Source organism: Vibrio sp. SCSIO 43135 (assembly GCF_023716665.1).
Taxonomy (GTDB): Bacteria; Pseudomonadota; Gammaproteobacteria; order Enterobacterales; family Vibrionaceae; genus Vibrio; species Vibrio paucivorans.
This window is the reverse complement of sequence record NZ_CP071859.1, coordinates 1,685,681-1,706,162: the sequence shown is the minus strand read 5'-3', so window position 1 is coordinate 1,706,162 and position 20,482 is coordinate 1,685,681. Positions and strand designations below refer to the sequence as shown.

At 44.7% G+C, this 20,482-nt stretch carries 16 protein-coding genes; 4 read left to right on the top strand and 12 right to left on the bottom strand.

The features are described from left to right. Nucleotides 1-160: 160 nt before the first annotated feature. The 4 genes from J4N42_RS07685 (at nt 161) to J4N42_RS07670 (ending at nt 5,488) form a co-directional block, all read left to right on the top strand. Nucleotides 161-1,189: a succinylglutamate desuccinylase gene (locus tag J4N42_RS07685; RefSeq protein WP_252027251.1), complete on the top strand. Its 1,029-nt coding sequence runs from the start codon at nt 161-163 to the stop codon at nt 1,187-1,189. 117 nt (nt 1,190-1,306) lie between these two features. Further along, on the top strand, nt 1,307-2,302 hold the full coding sequence (gene btuC, locus J4N42_RS07680; RefSeq protein WP_252030806.1) for a vitamin B12 ABC transporter permease BtuC: 996 nt from the start codon (nt 1,307-1,309) through the stop codon (nt 2,300-2,302). Next, the gene (gene btuD / locus J4N42_RS07675; protein ID WP_252027250.1) at nt 2,289-3,044 is read left to right on the top strand and encodes a vitamin B12 ABC transporter ATP-binding protein BtuD; all 756 of its coding nucleotides are present in this window, start codon (nt 2,289-2,291) and stop codon (nt 3,042-3,044) included. The genes btuC and btuD overlap by 14 nt, the downstream gene beginning before the upstream one ends. A 320-nt stretch (nt 3,045-3,364) precedes the next feature. Next, a complete protein-coding gene (locus J4N42_RS07670) occupies nt 3,365-5,488 on the top strand; it encodes a KAP family P-loop NTPase fold protein (protein ID WP_252027249.1) in 2,124 nt (707 codons plus the stop codon). Nucleotides 5,489-5,728: 240 nt separating this feature from the next. Here the strand turns inward: J4N42_RS07670 and J4N42_RS07665 are convergent, their stop codons facing one another. The 12 genes from J4N42_RS07665 to J4N42_RS07610 form a co-directional block, all read right to left on the bottom strand. Then, nucleotides 5,729-6,304: a nucleoside triphosphate pyrophosphohydrolase family protein gene (locus J4N42_RS07665; protein ID WP_252027248.1), complete on the bottom strand. Its 576-nt coding sequence runs from the start codon at nt 6,302-6,304 to the stop codon at nt 5,729-5,731. Nucleotides 6,305-6,431: 127 nt separating this feature from the next. After that, entirely contained in the window at nt 6,432-7,073 is a 642-nt protein-coding gene (locus J4N42_RS07660) for a sugar transferase (protein ID WP_252027247.1), read from the bottom strand. Between the two features lie 10 nt (nt 7,074-7,083). Then, the gene (locus J4N42_RS07655; protein ID WP_252027246.1) at nt 7,084-8,271 is read right to left on the bottom strand and encodes a glycosyltransferase family 2 protein; all 1,188 of its coding nucleotides are present in this window, start codon (nt 8,269-8,271) and stop codon (nt 7,084-7,086) included. Next, nucleotides 8,268-9,377: a glycosyltransferase gene (locus J4N42_RS07650; RefSeq protein ID WP_252027245.1), complete on the bottom strand. Its 1,110-nt coding sequence runs from the start codon at nt 9,375-9,377 to the stop codon at nt 8,268-8,270. The genes J4N42_RS07655 and J4N42_RS07650 overlap by 4 nt, the downstream gene beginning before the upstream one ends. 356 nt (nt 9,378-9,733) lie before the next feature. Then, nucleotides 9,734-11,161, bottom strand: coding sequence for a GumC family protein (locus J4N42_RS07645; protein WP_252027244.1), 1,428 nt, complete (start codon nt 11,159-11,161; stop codon nt 9,734-9,736). Beyond that, nucleotides 11,158-12,276 (bottom strand): glycosyltransferase, encoded by a 1,119-nt coding sequence (locus tag J4N42_RS07640; RefSeq protein WP_252027243.1) that lies wholly within the window; start codon nt 12,274-12,276, stop codon nt 11,158-11,160. The genes J4N42_RS07645 and J4N42_RS07640 overlap by 4 nt, the downstream gene beginning before the upstream one ends. Beyond that, on the bottom strand, nt 12,269-13,009 hold the full coding sequence (locus tag J4N42_RS07635) for an acyltransferase (protein ID WP_503034763.1): 741 nt from the start codon (nt 13,007-13,009) through the stop codon (nt 12,269-12,271). Before J4N42_RS07635 ends, J4N42_RS07640 begins: the two co-directional genes overlap by 8 nt. Before the next feature lie 321 nt (nt 13,010-13,330). After that, nucleotides 13,331-14,524, bottom strand: coding sequence for a glycosyltransferase family 4 protein (locus tag J4N42_RS07630; RefSeq protein WP_252027241.1), 1,194 nt, complete (start codon nt 14,522-14,524; stop codon nt 13,331-13,333). A gap of 192 nt (nt 14,525-14,716) precedes the next feature. Then, nucleotides 14,717-15,763, bottom strand: coding sequence for a glycosyltransferase family 4 protein (locus J4N42_RS07625; RefSeq protein WP_252027240.1), 1,047 nt, complete (start codon nt 15,761-15,763; stop codon nt 14,717-14,719). Then, the gene (locus tag J4N42_RS07620; protein WP_252027239.1) at nt 15,744-17,228 is read right to left on the bottom strand and encodes a sigma-54-dependent transcriptional regulator; all 1,485 of its coding nucleotides are present in this window, start codon (nt 17,226-17,228) and stop codon (nt 15,744-15,746) included. Before J4N42_RS07620 ends, J4N42_RS07625 begins: the two co-directional genes overlap by 20 nt. Before the next feature lie 79 nt (nt 17,229-17,307). Beyond that, on the bottom strand, nt 17,308-19,653 hold the full coding sequence (locus J4N42_RS07615) for an ATP-binding protein (protein WP_252027238.1): 2,346 nt from the start codon (nt 19,651-19,653) through the stop codon (nt 17,308-17,310). Between the two features lie 21 nt (nt 19,654-19,674). Continuing rightward, on the bottom strand, nt 19,675-20,481 hold the full coding sequence (locus J4N42_RS07610) for a phosphate/phosphite/phosphonate ABC transporter substrate-binding protein (protein WP_503033502.1): 807 nt from the start codon (nt 20,479-20,481) through the stop codon (nt 19,675-19,677). Between the last annotated feature and the right edge of the window lies 1 nt (nt 20,482).

Here is a 20,482-nt window from a genome sequence, read left to right as displayed (position 1 = left end):
AGAAAAAGTTATCACCGAGCAGCAATGCTCGGTTTGTTTTTTGTTCAGTGGCGTATTCATGGCAATGATTTTTGCGATTCCTGTCAATAAGTGGGATCGCAGCTACATAAATTGCCAGTACAATTCATTAACATACCGCTGTGCAATAAAGGAGTAGCGCATGACGAAATCTCTCTTTCGCCAATCTTTTCTTTTAGACAGCTTAGATTTACAACAAGATATGCCAGCGGGTGAGTTAACCCTCCCTAGTGGCCTATCATTGAAGGTACACCAACGTGGTGTACTTGAAATTATTCCGGCTCAGCAGTCCGATGAAAGCAAAAACATCATCATTTCATGTGGTATCCACGGTGATGAAACCGCTCCAATGGAGTTGGTCGATAAAATCGTCGACGACGTTTTATCCGGTTTTCAAACCATTGAGCATCGCTGCTTATTTATCATCGCTCACCCAGAAGCGACCAATCAACATACGCGTTTTATCGAAGAGAACCTAAATCGATTGTTCGACGATAAAGCCAGAGAATCTAATAAAGAAGTCGCTATTGCTGACAACCTAAAGTTGTTGGTTACTGACTTCTACCAAGGTACAAGCGAAGAGAGCCGTTGGCACTTAGATCTTCACTGTGCGATTCGATTATCAAAGCATTATTCGTTTGCGGTTAGCCCTAAAACCCGACATCCAGTTCGCAGTAAAGAGCTGTTTGAATTTATAGAAAGTGGCCACGTTGAAGCGGTGCTGTTATCTAACGCGCCATCAAGTACTTTCAGCTGGTATAGCGCTGAAAACTTTGCCGCGCAGGCTCTGACAATGGAACTTGGCCGTGTCGCACGCATTGGTGAAAATGAACTCGATAAGCTAGTCGCATTTGACCTGTCCCTACGTGATCTAATTGGTGATACCAAAGCAGAACACCTGCCGAAGAAAGCAATCATGTACCGAGTAAGCAGAACGGTCGTGCGCTTACACGAAGATTTTGATTTCTTATTCTCAGATGATGTAGAGAACTTCACGGTATTTAAGCATGGTGAAGTTTTTGGCCACGATGGTGATAAACCACTAATGGCGAAAAATGAAGACGAAGCCATTGTGTTCCCGAATCGCCATGTTGCGATAGGGCAGCGAGCTGCTTTGATGGTCTGTGAAGTTGCGATTCGCTACGAAGATGGGCAAGTTGTCTACGATTAGTCTCAACTGAGTGGTTTTTAATAGCTTATTTAATGGCTTAACGTTATGGTTAAGCCATTATTGTATCTGGCGCTTGTGTACAGCACAGATTGGTTGAACCATCGACTATATTGGATCATGGATTTTTCTCAGCTTCTTCACCAAAAGCATCAGCGCTGGATGCGCTACGCATTCATCCTTCTATTCGCACTCTTTGTCACCAGTGCGGCTTACCTTATGGTTGGTGAGCTATTCATTTCTCCATTTGGTGATCTTAGCCAACTCGAGTTACAGCTTCTTTCTCAATTACGTTTACCTAGATTATTAGCCGCAATTGCTATTGGTGCTTCGTTAGCGGTATCCGGCGCTGTACTGCAAGTGTTGTTGGGCAACGTACTTGCCGAGCCGGGTGTGCTGGGTATTTCAGGCGGTGCCAGCTTAGGTATGGTCATCGTGCTGTTCATGTTCCCTGCATTGGCATCGCCTCAAGCATTTATGCTGGCAGCGGTGTTGGGCGCGCTGTTGTTTACCTTGATATTGGTTGGCATGGCTCGGGCGATGAAGTTAACAACCGCAAGGCTATTACTTGTTGGCGTTGCGTTGGGCATTATGTCTGGTGCCGTGGTGACTTGGGCTTTTTACTTCAGCGATGACCTTAGCCTACGTCAATTGATGTATTGGCTGATGGGCAGCATCGGAGGGTTAAGCTGGTACCAACACCTAGTGACTATTGTGATGCTACCTGTGGTGGTGTGGCTATGCTTTCAAGGGGCAGCGCTCGATAAACTCATGATGGGAGAGACTCACGCGAAGCAGCTGGGTGTCGATGTTGATGCCATTCGCTGGAAGTTAATTGTCGCTGTCTCAGTCTTAGTAGGCGGTGCTGTAGCGTTGGGTGGTGTGATTGGTTTTGTTGGGCTGGTGGTTCCGCATTTACTTCGGTTAGCGTTTGGTACCGAGAATAAATACCTATTACCGATCTCTGCCGTGAGTGGGGCGCTGTTACTTGTCTTTGCCGATATTATTGCTCGGCTTGCGCTGGACTCGGCGGAGTTACCACTTGGGGTTGTCACCACCACGATTGGTGCACCTATCTTTATCTGGATGTTAGTGAAGAATCATGATTCGCGTTAATTCACTCAATGTTGGCTCGCGGTTACTGCCTCTGTCGTTTCAGTGCGAGGCGGGGCAGGTGATGCACATCATAGGCCCTAACGGTAGCGGGAAAAGCACGCTATTAAATGCACTGTCCGGTGTTCAGGATTTTTTAGGTGATGTGAGTCTTGATGAGTTAGACGTCGCCAAAACCCCACTCGCAACACTAGCACTTCATCGTTCTTACTTGAGCCAAAGCGATAGGCCTGCATTTAACATCGAAGTATTTCAGTATTTGGCCCTGTCTATCCCGAGCTGTTGCTCCATTGAAGATGCCGAAGTTCAAGGCGTGATCCGACAACTGACCGAACTGCTAGAAATTGAAGATAAGCTGCATCGTTCAATCCATCATTTATCTGGCGGAGAATGGCAGAGAGTCAGGCTAGCGGCGATCTGCTTGCAGGTCTGGCCTACGATTAACCCTTACGCGAAAGTACTGTTGCTAGATGAGCCCGGCGCGCCTTTGGATATTGGGCAGGAAACGCTGCTTTATAAGTTGATTGATGAGGTCGCGAGATTAGGGCTATGTGTCATTATGGCAAACCACGATCTCAATCGAACCTTGCGCCATGCCGACACTGCGATGCTGCTTAATGATGGGGTGTTACAAAAGGTGGGGCCTGTCAACGAAGTACTGACCCCAACGCTGCTTTCTGAAGTGTATCGAACAGAAGTGCAAAAAGTCGATATTAATGGCAAGCCATATCTGATTTTTGAGTAGGTTGGTGATGCCCTAAACCTTGTTAAAGCAATCACTCATTAATAAATTATTTATCTAGTTTCTAATTATTTTTCGTTATCTTAGATAGCTCTACTGACTTGATGTTTATCATGGATGAAATTCCGTTTGAAAAATAAGCTATTTATTTTAGTTCATATTTTATCAAACAATCATCAAAACTGTGCACGCTCACACTTGTCATAAAATTTTTGGGCTTTAATATCAATTAGTTAGCTATTCAAAAAATAAATAATTGGTTTGGAAAGCGTGCATAGGCACTATTCAAAAGTTAGCAATCTCCACAAACAATGGATCTATGAATGGGAACTTACCATAACGACCAACCGATACAGGGTGGACTCAATGACCCTGACTTACTAAATAGACTTGATTTTGCTAACCACCTAGCAAACGTACTTCTATTAAATCATGATGATGATTGTCTAACTGTATCTTTGGAAGGGGAATGGGGGTATGGCAAGACATCAGTAATAAACCTTGTCAAAGGAGCTTTAAATGAAAAAGAAGCTGCTCCTATCATCATTGAGTATAACCCTTGGCTGGCTGGTAAGCCTGAGTCGTTAATTCAAGATTTCTTACTACAATTTTCATCTCAACTTAATATTAAAGATAACTCTGAGGTGGCACTAAAAGCTTCTAAGGAGCTGATTGCATACTCTAGTCTTTTTAGTGTCGCAAAGCTTGTCCCTGGAGCAGAGCCATGGGCATCAATCGTTGAAAAAGTATTCTCTAAGTTTGGAAGTTCAACTAAGAAGATTGCAGAATTAAAAAAACTTGACCTTTTAGGAAGAAAGAAAAAGGTTGTTTCTGCTATTGAAAAGATCAAAACCCCGATAATCGTAGTCATTGACGATATTGATAGGCTAACCCCATCCGAAACATTTCAAGTTTTGCGCCTCGTAAAGGCTGTAGCAGATTTTTCTGGAACGTCGTTTCTATTAGCTTTTGACTCAAGCTACCTTGTCTCCGTTTTGGACAAGAATGACATCGTTAATGCTTCGGAATATATCAATAAGGTAATACAGCTCAGAGTGCCCCTTCCTGTAATTTCTGAAAGAGGGATGAATGAGCTTGCCAATGTCGAGCTGGATAATCTAAGCGACAAAAATTTAACAGATAGATTTGAAAGTGACCAAGAGAGATTAAGCTGGATTTATCATCATTACTTCAAGCATTTAATTAAGAACCCTAGGGAATTAAAAAGGTTTTTCAACCACTTGAGGTTTGTATTGGAGCAGGTTGAAGGCCAAGTGTGTTTTTCTGATCTTTTTTCGTTATCAATAATTGCTACAAAAGCCAATGCGATATACGAACATGTCAAGAAGACGCCAGAAGCTTATATCGGAAAAAGGTTTTCAAATGACGGCCTTATGATGGACAAGCCTGAAGAAGTGGTAAAATCATTTAATGAAGATCGGAGTCAAATTTTAAAAGCATTCAGTGAAAGGGAGCGTAAGCTATTAGAGGGGCTTCTGGGAGATATTTTTCCACTTATAGACTCTGGTGGTTATTCACATTATGGTGTTTCGGATGCTGATGCTGCTGGCAGGGTTTCAGCTCCGCAAAGGCTTCATGTTGCGTTTCATTATAAAACTCCAACGGGGTATTTTTCGGATCAAGAGATTCTCGATTTTATTGATGGAAACATTGATAGAGATGAGTTTCTTAGTCGAGCGGCTTCTGAAGATGCCGATGATCGATTCTTTGAAATGATGACGTGTTATGCAAAAGAGTGCAAGGGCAATAGTTTTGATATATTGATTAGCATTTATGATGCATTTCTCAACTCTGAAAAGCTAATATCGTCTCTAGAAAGTAATCATGGTTTTATGTCTAAGGATCTTTATCGCCAGATGAATTGGCTTACAAATAAGGTGATCTCTGAAAGTGACGATAAATATACACTGATAAAAAATCTTGTTGGAAGAGAAGAAAGTGCTCCTTTGGCTGCTGACGTTCTGTACAAAGTTCGAGCTCAAATTTACAGAGAAAGCTATGATGAACCATGGGTCTCTGAAGAACAGCTGAATGAGCTTGAGGTTGACTATCAAAAGATGGCTATTAAATCCCTTTCCGATAGGACGCATATTAACAATCATCTTGAATCACGCATTTTCTATGAGTTAAAAAGATCCTCAAAAGATAAAACATCTGAATTTATGGATGCCATCATGAGTGGTGAGAATGGCATAATTAGAGTGGCTGAAATAATTGGTAACTCTGGCAGTGACTCTATCAATGGCCCTTATGTTCAGATTGATGAACAAACTTTTGGTGATGTTATTGATTTAGAAAAGCTTAGAGATCAAGCTGGAAAAATAGATGTTACAAATCAACCTATCCACATCCAAGCAGTACTTAAAAGTATCCTAGATGGGAAAAAGTACTATTTGAGAGATGGGGAGTTAGGAGAGCGATGGTAATTATTATTGCTAACAAGCACATGTCGTCTGGCTGGTTTTCTGCCGCGCTCCAAACCAGCCGAAAATATGGGCGTTAGCATGACTTTTCCTAGTGCTTACTAGCCTAAATAGCGCAACCATCAGACGGGGCTTTAGTATCTTTACTTGATCATTTCCTTAAATACTTGTTAATCCGTCAGGCATAAAAAAGCGTACACACCAATACAGTATGTACGCTCTATTTATATCTACTGCGGTTACTTATTTAGTCAGTGGCGCGAGGTCTGCAGGGCGGTAGTAAACCGACTTAAGAACTTTACCCTGACGAATCGTTTTGCCTTCAGATACAAAATCTTCTGCACATTTAGCGATAATGTAGTCACCTTTTTGTACAGCCATCAGCTTAATGCCTTGTTTAGCGTAGTGCGCTTCGGTGTCTGCGTATTCGCTTTCGTTGCGGCACACTTTACTCATGTTGCTTGAGTGAACTTCGTCCCAACAAGGAATGAAGTCGATACCACGGTTTACAGACACGTTAAGCAGCAAGTCGATGAGGTAGCTGATTGCTAGATTGTCTTCAACTTTCGCGTCACCTAAGTGAACTAAGCGACCCATCAAAACATACACGCTGTCGACGATAGCATCTGCTTGCTCGGTTTTGGTGTCTGCCTCTGCAAGTTCTGTCAGCTCTTCAATGGCTAGAGAAGTGTGCAGAGTATCGGCTTTTGCATCTAGGCTGGCTACGTCTGCTACTGGCAGGTCGAAAGTGCTACGGAATTCAGTGATATCACGGTACAGGTGATCGAAGATTTCTTGAGTTAGCTTGGATAAGTGCATTTGCTTAGTCCGTCAATTCTGTTTTTAGCGATAATTCGCACGATGACGCAATAGTAACAAAGCAAAGGGAGAGTCGCTATCGGCATACCAGTGTTTTACAGCAGTATGCCGATAATTTGTGCTGCGGTTAACGGCCTCGACCATCGACCATTACCACGATGGTTTTGGTCATGATGCTGAGGTCCATTGCAATCCAAGAACGCACAGAAGAAAGTGAAAGGGCGTAACTGTGGTCGAAGCCCACTTTACGGCGTACATCATCGATACAGGTGTCATATCCTTGGTTAACCTGTGCTAAGCCAGTGATGCCCGGCATTACACCATACGTTCTATCAGCGAAGAATGGGATGGCATTTTCGAGCTTATTGTAAAAGCTTGGGCGCTCTGGGCGCGGGCCTATTAGCGACATTTCACCTTTCACAACGTTAAACAGTTGAGGGATTTCATCCAATCGAGTTTTACGTAAGAAGCGTCCTACTGGAGTAATTCGAGGATCATCTTCTGTTGCCCACACGGCGCCAGAACGAGCTTCGGCATCTTGATACATGGTGCGAAACTTAATGATTTCGAAGAACATCATTTTTTCCGGTGTTGATTTGCCCACTCGCAACTGTTTATAGAAGATTGGGCCACGTGAGTTTACTTTGATGGCTAACGCTACCAGCGGCATGATTGGAGATAGAATCAGTAAACCAAAGCAGGCTGCTGTTAAATCAAATAAGCGTTTACCACACCAGATTGAAGCACGGGTTGATTTGTTAGTAGTCATAGCATTCTCCTTAACGATTTACTCGCGTCCAGCGACCAGATTCAAGACCCAATAAGTAGCGTAACCCGCCAATGAAATTGGCGTAGTGTCCAGCGACTAGGTAGGTGATAAGTCGACAAATCTTGTAATTGAAAATGTGAGGAAATAAAAAGCCTAGCATTGCCAACGCATAAATCACGATTTGAGCGACTAGGGCTGCGAAAAATAGCGGATTATCCATCAGTACGACTGAGCCCACTAAGCAGATAATCATTAGGTAAGGCATCATTAGACGAAGCCCTTTACCTGAAATAAATGCGAACGCCACACCCTTGTATTTGGGACTAAACAAACTGGCTAATCGTATCGCTTGCTGCATGTTACCAGCAGATATGCGTAGGCGTCGCTTGAAGTCGCTGCTTTCATTGGTTGCTTCAAGTTCGATAGCCATCATTCGACTTTCGTAAGCGGCTTGGTAGCCTTGTTTAACGATTTCCATTGGTAGAATAAAGTCGTCATTGATGGTGTTGGTTGGCAGCGGAGCAAAAAGGTGAGTTCGGAAGAAGTATAGTGCGCCATGAGCCCCAAGGGTTGAGCCTAGCGATGCTTCATTTTGCTTAAGTTGGCTTTGATAATGCCAATACTTAGCTTCCCCCGCATTATTCGATTCCAGTAAATGATAACGGCTGTTTACCACGCCGACTTTCGGGTTTCTAAAGTTTTGCTCTGCGATAAGAAGTGCATCAATTGAGATCAGCGCTGAAACATCGCTCAGTGCGGTAATATCGCTCGATACCGATAGCATAACGTGATTGATCATCGCGACTTTGCCACGATTTTCCGCGAAATCTAGCACTTCAAAATGGGTGTCGCAGCAAATCGCTTCTTGGATTGTGTCTTGTGCAATTTCAACCGTTTTATCGGTACAACCATCGCATGCAATGATGATTTTTAGCTGGCTGCGAGGGTAGTCTAAGCTGGCTAAGTTGCGAATTTTGTCGCTGATCCAACGTTCTTCATTATATGCAGGGACAACAATGGTAATGGAAGGACGCACGCGGTCGGCTCGAATATCACGATACCCTCTCAATACGTTTTTACAAGGCGTGATAGGGTGAGTTCTTGAATACCATTTCAGAAGCAGTGGATAGCCAACATGATGGTAGATAATCAGCAAGCCACTCACGACACAGACCATAATCAACATTAGTTCAATCATGCTAATACCTCCGTTGCCAATTGCTCATAAGCTTTAACCATTTGGCGTACATCATTGTTGTTCAATACAAACTGCCTTGGGCTGACATTGCTCGGTTTGTTCATGCTGTTAGCGATAGCTCTTGCAATCGCAACAATGTTTTCTGGCTGCATGACGCTGCCCGTTTGAGGACAAAGCGTTTCACTGGAAGCACCAACATCGGTTACGACAGCACGAATGCCACAAGCTTGTGCTTCGAGTGGTGACAAGGGAAAGCCTTCTGAGCGGGAAGGCATACAAAACAGATCGAGTGATTGATAAAAGCGTGGCATTTCGCTCACTAAGCCAAGGAAAGTTACTTGTTCTTGAAGCCCTAAGTGTTGCACAAGTTGTTCTAACTTGGCGCGCTGGCTACCGTCACCGGCGACGACTAAATGGTACGAATCAGGTAATAGGGACATGGCTTTAATCGCAAGGTCATGGCCTTTCACAACTTCTAAACGGCCTGCGGTTCCGATTATGGTTTTGTCGATAGTAATCCCTAGTTTTTGCCTTGCAAGAATTTGGCTACCGGTCGTGAACTTTTCGCAGTCGATACCATTTTTAATCGTGACGGTATTTTCGTAACCGAAATGGCGTTTAAGGGTAAGTTCCACTTTGTCTGCATCGGCCACTAGCGTTGGTTTGGCTATACGTAATGCGAGCGCTTGAAGGTTTCTGTGTTTTTGATTATTGAGATGCCACACATCGTGCTCGGTATGGATACGTACAGGCACACGAGAAAGACGCGCAGCATACCCACCATAAAGTAGGGGGCCAATATGGTGGGTATGTACGACGTCTGGTTTGATTAAGGAAAACAATTTGCTCAGTGCAAGCACCGTTTGAAAGTGAATTCCTGGTTTCTTGTCGACAAAGATGATTTGCTTGGAAAACTCAGCGAGACGGGGCCAATTCTCGATAGCATCTTTTTTGTTGCCTTCCAAACTAATGATCAGCACTTTGTCGGCGGGATTTGCAAATGTAAGTAGATCCAGAGCAAGGCTTTCTAATCCACCGGGTGCCAAATGTTGAACGACGTGTACCACGTTTCTGCTTGCTTTTAAGCTTCTATTGATTGTGTTCATAATCGTTCCTTTTTGACGTTAGCCCGCAACGGGTGTTGCTCTGAATATTTCCATCTAAGCTGTACTAAGCATTGAGCGTGCCAAGTTTTATTTCGTTTAAATACAGGTGCTTACGAATGCTTTGGGTGGATTTTCCAAATTGAGAATCGATATGAATGACATAATGAAGCTTGAAAGTTAGCGCTTCTAAAAATTGCTGTATTCAGAGTTAGAGGTGCGTAAAGATTAAAAATCGTATCGCTCAAAAAACGAAAGAGTTGGCGAGTAATACAAGCGCCACTTGGTTATATACACAAAACGCAGCCTAAAATGGCTGCGTTATCTTTAGAGACTAGGTTTGCTATTTTGGCTCACACTTAACGGTGAACGTTGGGGATGACGGTAATTACCGGTGCGTTTAGGATTGATTCTAGTTGGTCTTTGCGTCGCACTGAGGTATCAAACAGTTCAACGACGATCGCTAAGCCAACGCCAAGGCCAATCCCCGCGAATAAGCCTGCAATGACAAATACGATTGGCGGGAAGTTGGAAGGGACACTAGGCGTATAAGGTAAATCAATAATTTTGACTCGTTTGTTTTGCTCGAACACACCTAATGAACCCGTGAGCTGCGCCATTTCATAGCGTTCGGTCAGTTCATCATAGAGTTGACGTTTAATCTTTACTTCACGCTGTAGACGGTACATTTGTTTTGCGTTGTTACCAAAGTTGTTCGCCTTTTGCTCTAAATCAGTAATCATTTCTCGCAGGCTTTTCGTCTCTTCGGTGAGCGATTCATACTTACCGCGCACTAATTGTAAGCTGTGCAGCTGAGTGACTAACAGTGGCTGGACTTCAGTAATATCCCCAAGAGTGTTGCTGCTGGCGATGTCCCAAAGTTGGTCGGAGTTGAGGCTAGGTTGCTCGACTTTGATAAGCTCTGCACGTTCTGACTCTAGGCGGCTTAACTCGCGTTTTTTCGCTTGAACAGCACTATGAGTGTCGGTGTATTTGGCGCGCAGCAATGTAAGTTCACTGCGAATGTCGATGATCTGTTCTTCTATTTTACCGACCACAGGGTTGGTGCGTGACAATTGTTGGTCCAAGCTGCCGAGACTCTTCTCAACCCCTGCTAATTCCGCTTCTTTTTCCGCTAAAGTTTGCTTCAAAGACGCAAGTCGGTTAAGGCTTTGTGCTTGAATTTCAGGGGTAACGGTGGCATTCGCGTTCGTGTATTCTGCCAAAGCGTTTTCAGCTGCGCTTAACTCCGCTTTTCTTTTATCAATATGAAAGGCCAAAAACTCACTTGAATCTTGGATGGATGAGCGCTCTGGCGCTAACAGTTGTTCGACGAAATGATTGCTGACTGATTGGAGCAGCGCTTGCATGCCCTGAGGGTCTTGGGATTCTAACTGTATCTTAATGAAATCTTTTCCAAGTTGAGTCACAGTTAAGCTCTGAGAGATTTCTTGAATGATGGTGTCTCGCTCGGCATCTGGCATTTGGTCGTTGATGAGGTTTAGCTCAATAGCAACTGAATACAGCACGTGGCGGCTTTTTAGCAGCGTGCTTAATGCGTTAATCCGATCCTTCAACATTGTCGAGACAGCAATATCTTCAAGAAATGGATTCATTTTGGCCGTTTCTTGAATCAACATACTGGTGTGTGAGTGATAGGTAGTCGGTGCCAGCTTTGCAATACCAAACCCAATAAAAGGTAAAACCAGAATCGGCATGCAAATCAGGTAACGCCTGCGCCATGCACCGGCAAGGATGATCACTAATCTCGACTTAAGCTCATTCATAGTAGCTCCAACATCCAATTGACAAACTCGCTGCGTGAATCCCAGCTGTGCTGAGTAACGATGCCTTTAGGTAGGCGAGGCTGATAGCGTGCATGCTTAAGGGCTGCCGTCATCTCCTCTGCGCCATCAACCACATGTACGTAGCGCTTAAATGGAGCCAGAGCAGGGAACTGTGTTGATACGATAGGTGTTTCCGCAGCAAGGTACTCCATCAACTTAAGCGGGCTACAGGCTTCGATTTGGCGATTAGATTTAAACGGAAGTAAGCTGACATCCCAGTGCTGACTGTAACCTGGCAACTCGTGGTGAGGTTTAGGGCCTAAGTAGTGCACGTTAGTGGCCGTTGGTAATTGGCTTTTCGACAGTTCTTGAGGACCAATGAACACGAAATTCCATTCTGGATTTTGTTCAACCACTGCGTGCAGCATCTCATAGTCCAACCATTCGGAGAGGCTTCCATAAAAGCCTGCTGTTGGGCGGCCATTGTTGGGTAGATCGTGTGCTCTTAACGCAGGAGAGGAGAACAACTCCGTATCAACACCATGTGGTAGTAATTGGGTTTTGGCTGCAGGGAACTTGCGACAGATTTCTTCACTGGCGCCAAAGATGAGATCGGCTTTCTCTACTAGGTTTGCCTCATGTTTAGCAACAATGTGATGATCGACACCTGCTAAAGCTTCAAAGTCATCCCCGCAATAGTAGACCACAGCGGATTCTCCTAAATGGCCACACAAATCAGCTGCAGTTGGCAGTGAGCACCATAATATAGGCTGGCGTAGCTGTGCTTTTCTAATTACAGGTAACAGCTGACGAAGCATGAGTTCTTTGGCGACTTGGCGTGCGAATGCGCTGTCAGGCGCTGGGATAGTTTTTAGATCCACAATGGTCATGTTGTGATTCGCGTTGGTAGTGCCGGTTCGACCAAATCCGCTTTTTTGTTTGCCCAATAGCTTGTTGAATGCGCGTTTGATATCACCACTGTTGAGTTTTGGCTGTCTAAGCCCAATCGAATTGACCCAGACAATTTTACGCTGCGAAGCTAAGCGTTTTACTAAATGTTGGGTGCTTGACGGAAGCCCGCCAAAGTCTTCGCCAAATACGATTAAATCATGCATGACTAAACCCTCCATTTGCGCGTGGCTTAACGGTCGATACGACTTTCGCTGGATTACCCGCAGCGATGACATAAGGGGGGAGGTCTTTGGTGACAACGCTGCCAGCCGCGACGACTGTACCTTCACCAATAGTGACGCCTTGGCGAACAGTAACGTTAGTACCTAGCCAGACATCGCGTTTAAGAACAATATCACCGACTTGGCTTTCGTCGTCACCTTCGCCCATCGCTCGGCGTCTTGCATCGAGTGGGTGGCCAGAGTAGCCGAATAAGAAAGCGCGGCCTGCGATACGAACATTATCTTCAATTGTCACTTTACGACCGACAGCAATCGTCGTTTGCCAGCCGATATCTATGTTGTTGCCAAGCGTTAGTGTTGGGTTGTCACTCATAGGGCGGCCGCTAAAAGTCGTATGTCCAGATATTCTGCAGTCATTTCCAAGGTTGATTTCTACAGGACCGGAAACGTAAGGCACACCGCCATATAAGTAGAGACGCTTACCGCAGCGATTCACTCGACCTTTAAAAGCCGGTGTGGAGTAGAGCGTTCTCACTGGAGCGTGCCATAGTGCTAAAGCGAGAGAGTGCAGTGAGTAGAGACACTTGTTGTAAAACGTTGGTGTTGGGATTTCAAACTGACGAATCTTTTTGAGTGTCAGAAATATATTCCTATAGCTTGGGTTTGGATGATGTTGTAACCAAACTTTCAGTTCATTTGCACGACTAGCCATAATTACCACCTTTCGGTTCTGTTACTGTTGTTATGGATAGCTATTACACAGACTGTGCCAAAATATAAAACATTAAAAATCAGTTGGTTAGGTGTTGGTTTTTAGATTTAAGCCGTTGAGTGTCAAATTGAGAATAAATTTGCATGAGGCTTAATTTCAATTTGACCACCGAATTGCAAAGCCGTTGAGCGAATTGAAATAGTAAATACGTGAACTGAAATTGGAAGAAGTGGGGATAGCTGTAAGTCTAAGGGGCTTGTGGAAGTAAAAAGCCCGCTGCAATACATAGCAGCGGGCCAGGGTGGTTATTGCTTTAAGCTGTAGCTAGGCCACACGTTCGGTCAGCATTGATTTAAGTGGCGATAGCCCTCGCCACCAAGGCGTTTGTGGCCTAACAGGCTCTGTGGTCATCTTCTGGTACAAGTGCTCGATTCTGCGCGTGGTATGAGCGGTGGTGTAGTGGGTGAGCACGTGGGCCTTCGCTCTTACCGCAATCGCTTTGGAAAATGTTGGGTTCTGAATAATTGCTCGCATTGCTTTGACCATTGGGCCAATACCGGCGTTTTTGTACAGCAAGCCGTTTTTCTTGTGTTTGATAATTTCTGGGATACTTCCTTCGCAAGGAGCGACAATGGCAAGCTCAGCCAATGATGCATAAGCGAGATCTTTGGCATAAGGCGCATGTCGAACACCAGAAATGTACGCATTTGCACATTGTAACCAACGATGGGTATTGTGTTGGTTACCGACAAAATGCACATGTTCAGAAAGGTGCATGTGTTCGGCCATGAGTTCTAATTGACGGCGAGCCGGACCATCACCCAAGACCAACAAATGAACATGTGGGTATTCAAGCGTTAAGTGCCTCAATGCAGACAGCACTCGGTCAACACCGCGCGTATGATTTAACGAACCTGATGTGGCAAATAGAAAGCTTTTCATCGGGATACCCAAGTGTCCTTTGGCATCGATCGGAGCATGCTGGTTTAAACGATGAACGTTGATACCACTAGGAACAACACACAATCTCTGTAGTGGGTAGCAGTCGGCCATGAGTGCTCTCGCAATCGGTCTGCTAGCGGTGATCACACGAGGAGAGAAGTGGAAGCCATAGGCGAGTGTTTCTCTCGATGAATAGTCACGATGCAACTGCGTAACCATTGGGATATTGCGTGATTTAGCTGCAATACTCATCCATTGGCAGGCTTCGCCACCATTGACGTGCACAAGATCAATGTCAGCGTCTTCGATATAGGTATGTGCGGCGCGGATCTGCTTTCTCCAAGCCATTAAATTGAGACGAGAGGTTGCTTGAGTAAATAGCACATTTAGCTCATCAAGCTGACTGTGTATGGTTTGGTTTTGAGCATGGGCATGCAGGTCAGGATTATTGGTCCATAAAAAAGGGCGAAAACGGCGTGAGTCTAGACTGGTCATAAGATCCAATAAACTTTGCTCACTGCTACGCATATTTTCATTACCATAGTGAACGAAAAGTACGTTCTTCTGTTTAGTCATGGTAACTCCCCTTAGCACTTCACATGCAACTTTCTAACGACGACTGTTTGATTCAGTAATTTGATGCAATAACTCGATGCAATAAACGTTGCAAAAGCAGTGCCAATTAGTAGGGGTTGTTGTATCTAATTGAAAGGTATAGTTATTTTATTTTGGTAGTTATAAGGGGATGAGCTGTTCTCAAAATGAGAATCAGATTTGATAGATGGAAAGTAGCTGGGGAATGACACTTTGAGGTGAGTATTGTTGCTCTACGGTTTGTTTGGCTAGTGAACGCATATGAGCTTGTTGCGTGGGTGAAGATGCAAGCCAATCGTTTAGAGATTGCTCCAAAGATTGAAGGGAATCGGCTAGATAGCCGTTGTTTTGATGACTGATTAGAGTCGGTAGTTGTCCGACATTCATCGCGATAACCGGTATTCCTCTTGCCATCGCTTCCAGTGCGGCCATCGGTAAGCCTTCATAACGAGAAGAGATAACCAGCAACCCAATTTTTGCCCAGACTTGATTCATATCGTTCTGATGGCCTTCCAATATCAGGTTGTCCGATTTGTTTTGCTCTAGTTGAGCCACCATCGGCCCGCTGCCGTAGCAATGAAATGTTTGCGACGGGAATTTTAAAGCGAGATCCATAAATCTATCTGGCGCTTTTTCATGGCTAAGGCGCCCAACGAAAGCTATCTGCTCACCGTGTTGTTGGTGGTCGTCATCGAGAGACACAAAGTTGTTCACCATATACGAGCGCGAGGGCAATTTATTTTGAATCAAAGCGCTGACAGCCAAACACGCATCGGAAAAAGAAGCACTGTAGCGGTCGATAAAATCGTATAGCCATACTTTTCCTTTTGGGGTTTCGCCAGCATGGTACGTGGAGACTTGCGTGAAACGGCTTTTTGATACGTATTTGATAAGGCGGCTATACAAACTTGCCTTATATCCATGGGCATGAACTAACGCTGGTTTGTGGGTGTCGATTGCCAACTTTAAAGAATGCAGTGCAGAGCGTGCGGGAAATGACTGGTCAAGGTAAAAGTGGGGAATACCGTTGTGCTCAAGCTTTGTCTGTAGCAGTGGTGTGGTTTGATAGTGTGCGACAAAAACAACGGTTGTCGCGACTTGATGAGCCTGCAATCCTTTTGCAAGCTCAAGTACGTGAGTCTCAATTCCACCATAGGTGAGGCTGTCGATAAGTAGCCACACCGAATGGGGAGAATTTGTATCAGCTCGCTGTGGTTTCATCCTCTGACTCCCACGCTTGCTTTTTACGATAAACGGTAGATGGACTTAGCTCTAGCAGCACTGCGGCATTGAGTACATTGCCATCGCAATAATCGATCGCATTTTGAATAGCTTCACGTTCAATTTGCCACATTGGACGAATCGTTTGAGGTTTGTTCGCGGTTGGAGCCGCTTCAATCGCCTGTGGTGAAGATTCTAACTCTGTTGGAATAGGTTGCTCATTGATAGTTGGCGCAATCACTTCACGCGCTGCAATTGTCGCTGCCGGAGTATGGTTTGACCGAGCTGATGCACTCTGTTTTAGAATTTGCTCTGGCAGGTGAGATACTGACAGTTTTGCTTCATCGTTTAATACCACGATATTGCGAATGATATTTTGCAGTTGCCTTACATTCCCAGGCCAATTGTATTTCTTAAGTAAAGCTTCGGCATCGCGATTGATCCCTGAAAACTTTTTGTTGTCTTCCTTGGCGTACATCTTAAGAAAATGATTAGCGAGTAAGGCGATGTCGTTGCCGCGTTCTCGCAATGCCGGCATTTCAATCGGAACCACGTGCACTCGGTAATAGAGGTCTTCTCTGAATCGGCCTTCTTCTACTTCTTTCAATGGGTCTCGGTTGGTCGCGCAGATAATACGAACATCGACTTTCATTTCTTTCGTCGCGCCTAAGGGCGTAAAGGTGCCAGTCTGGAGGAAACGCAGTAACTTTTTCTGCATTTCTAAGTCCATTTCACACAGCTCGTCAAGAAACAAGGTTCCGCCGTCGGCTAAAGAGGCTGCACCCTTTCTGTCTGCTGTTGCGCCAGTAAATGCTCCTTTAACATGACCAAATACTTCGCTCTCCATTAGATCTTTTGGAATAGCACCACAGTTTATCGCGATGAATGGCTTCTTGTTACGCTGGCTTTCTTGGTGGATAGCCTCTGCACAGACTTCTTTACCCGTACCACTTTCGCCATTAATGAATACACTCGCGCTGGTGGGCGCGACAGAGTCGATGATCTTATAGACCGCTTGCATTGGTAAACAAGATCCCAAAAAGCCATGGAAACGATTTCTGTCGAACTTAGCTTCAATGTCTTCAACTAGGTGTTCGAGTTTGGCTTGTTTGAGGTGAAGTGCAATAGACGTTTTAAGTCGGTCAGCCTTGATCGGCTTTTCTAAGAAATCTTTTGCACCTTTTTGAATTAGGCTAACTGCAATGTCGACCGAGCCGTGTGCGGTGGCGATAACAACTGCCGTTGGAACTTGATGCTCGGCAATCCAATCTAGAATGTCTTCTCCTGACATATCTGGCAGTTTTAAATCAAGGATGATTAATTGAGGTACGTTTCGCTCTATAAACGCGATGGCTTCACGTCCGGTTTCAACATGAAAGAGATCAAATGGCTCATCTTTTACATATTGTTTGTAGAGCACAGCCAGTGATGTTGAATCTTCTACTAATAATACTTTTGGTCTCATTAGCTCATCCTTAATTAAATATGAAACGCCTTACTTATTTTGTTTAACATAGCTCTGTGGCAAAAGATAAGTATTCCGTCTAAATGTTTGAACTTGATGGAGTTTCAAATCCTTGGTCTTTCCTGACGAGCAGTGCGTCGATGGACTGTTGAGCCAGCTGCTGGAGCTGAGGCTCGAGAGCAAACGCTTCGCTAACATTGCCTTCAAGGCAGAGCTTTTCTATTTCTCTTGCCAAGCTCGATAGCTGTCGATTTCCAAGTGCTAAGGCAGAGCTGCCTAAAGTGTGACTTTCAAACTCTAGTTGGTCGCCATTTTGCTCTGCGACTGACTCATGTATTTTAGAGAGTCGATCTTTGGACTCTTCGACATAGTGGTCAATCAGTAAAGGGATGACATCGGCGCTAGTGTCTTCAATCATTTGTTGTAGGATGGATTCATCAACTAAATTCAAATCAGCTTCTCCGTGGTGAGGCTCTGTTTCCGTCGCGTGGCTATTTTGCTCTACACAAGTATTTTGAACGGGAGCTGGAGTTGAATCCATTGGCTCTAACGTTTTATTACTATGTGTGTCTTCTACTGGTTCTTTTTCTTCATTAACTAAGAATAATTCAATTTTCTCAATTAGTTGTGATAATCGCACAGGTTTTGACAAATAGTCAGACATACCCGCTTTTAAAAATTGTTCTTTATCTCCGGTTAAGGCATGAGCTGTGAGTGCAACGATCGGCAACGTGGAGATTGTAGGGTCGTCTAGTGCGCGTATTTTTTGTGTAGCTGTCATTCCGTCCATTTGGGGCATGGAGATGTCCATAAACACGATGTCGTAAGAATATTCTTGAACTTGCTCAACGGCCTGTACACCATTCTCAACAAGATCTATCTGAATACCAGCATGTAGAAACATGTTCTTGATAACCAATTGATTTGCTTTGTTATCTTCTGCTACTAAAACCCGGATACCACTCAAAGCGGATGCCATTTGATGCGTGCTAGGCTCTACGTTACTTGTCAGTGATTGGGCGAGGTTAAGGGTGATTTGGAACGTAAAAGTACTGCCTTGGTTTGGCTCGCTGTTGACTTCAATGTTGCCGTCCATGAGCTCACACAAGCGTTTACATATCGCTAATCCAAGTCCTGATCCTTCCTGCGTTCTAGAATATGTTTGGTCAACCATAGTGAACTCATCAAACAGATATTCCATTGCACTTTGCTCTATGCCAATACCTGTGTCTATTACGCTGCAAGTGATGGTGGTCTGCTGGTTAGAAGCCGGTATAGCGGATACTTTGACTGTGATACTGCCTTCTTGAGTGAACTTGAGTGCGTTGCCGATGAGGTTGTGCAAAATTTGGCGAACGCGATTGACGTCGCCTTCAACCAACGAAGGGACGTCACCTTCAATATAGCTATGCAGTATTAAATCTTTCGCTTTTGCACTTGGGCCAAAACTATCGACGACGTCTTCAATGCAGGTTTTTAGTTCAAAAGGTTGGTGCTCGAGTCGTAGAGTGTTGGACTCCATACGCGTAAAGTCGAGGATGTCATTAATTACTGAGAGCAGGAATGCACCAGATTGGGTGGCAGTAGTGACGAGTTGTTGTTGTTCTTTGGAGAGTTTGGTTTCTTCTAACAGAGATAAAATACCTAATACACCATTCATAGGCGTGCGGATTTCGTGGGACATTGAAGCCAAAAATCGGCCTTTTGATTCACAGGCGTGCTCAGCCTCTTGGCGAGCAGCTTTGAGGTCTTCGTAACTTTGTTTGAGTTGTAGAGACATTAAATCAAATGACTTGGACAGCTCTCCAAACTCGTCTTTTGAGTTGTCATTTAGTTGGAAGCCAGGCCCTTTTTCTCTAAGAATATGAGTTGCGCGCGTGAGCCTAACTAAGCTTTTGGTTAAGTAAGTTCCTAGGACAAATGAGAAAATTGCTACTAACACGACTTCGATTGAAGCGATGCCGACAATCGAACGCTTTGCACTATCTAGCATGGCACTGATTGCTGAAGTGCCAAAGCCCATGTCTACGTAACCGTATTGAATGCCACCACTGGTTATATTCACGCGAGTATCAAACACACCATCATCAACACTGCCTAAGTTCTGGTCGACATTCATGGTGCGTTCCAATAATTCCATGTCTCCCGCGCATGCGAGCACTTCGTCATGGCGAACGATTTTTACGTAATGGACATCTTCTAGTTGCATGAAATCCCGTGAAAGGTCTTCCAATGTAGCGATATCAGTCGACAACACCGCATCCTTCGCCGCATGTGCGAACATGGTGGCAGTCGAGTTCGCCCGCTGTATCAACTGTTTTTCGTTGGATTGCTTAAGGAAAGACATAGCGCTAAACACCAGCACCATGAGTAACACTACTTCAATGAGCGCAATGCCTACGATTGTTTTAGTGCGAAAAGTCATTGTTGCCTTCCTTAGTTAAGTCTACTTCTTAATCAAATCGATATTTAGTTCACGAACATCGTTCCAGTCGCTGTCTTGTGCGTAGGTAAACGCACGTATCTTCAATGATTGAAGCTGCTTGTTGCCAACATCAGTGGTGTGTAGCTGTGCAAGAAGGGCTTGAGTATCGGTTGCGAGAGCTGTTGCGACTCTTGGATGAACAGCGATGGCATGGGGGGTATAGCCTAGTGTTGTCCATAAAACCTTAAGCTCAGAACGGATGCTGGGTTCGAGTGAATTAAAGGTTCGTTTAATGCCGCCACCTGCTGGGTAGAGCCCTTTAGCGACGGCTAGATATACGGAATCATGAGAAGAAACGTAGTCGGGCTTAAAGGTAATCTGTTTAGCATTCAGCTCTGAGCGAGGAAGCACTGATGCTGCGAATGCTGCAGGAGATGGGAAAGCGAGTGTTGCACCATCAAGTTGCTCGAGGTTCTCGAGGTTGGAGTCTTTTCTGACCACTATGATGCCTTTTATTTGTTTGTCTTTCGCTTTAGCAATGGCCTTGTAGCCCGGGGTATCACTAAATACCGTGTAATGGTACGGATTCATATAGGCAAAGTCGTAATATCCGTCTTTCAACCGCTGTTCAAATGTGGGGATGTCCGCCGCGGTTTCAAAGGTAAAGGTATGTCCTGTTTGCTCTGACAGATGTTGCATGATCGGAGACCATTGCTCGGCCAGTCGCTGTGCTGACTGTTGTGGCACGATACCAAATGTTATGTGGTCTGCCAGCGCGATAGGGCTAAGGAACGTCATCAATAATAGGCTTAGGTGTGCTTTCATCATG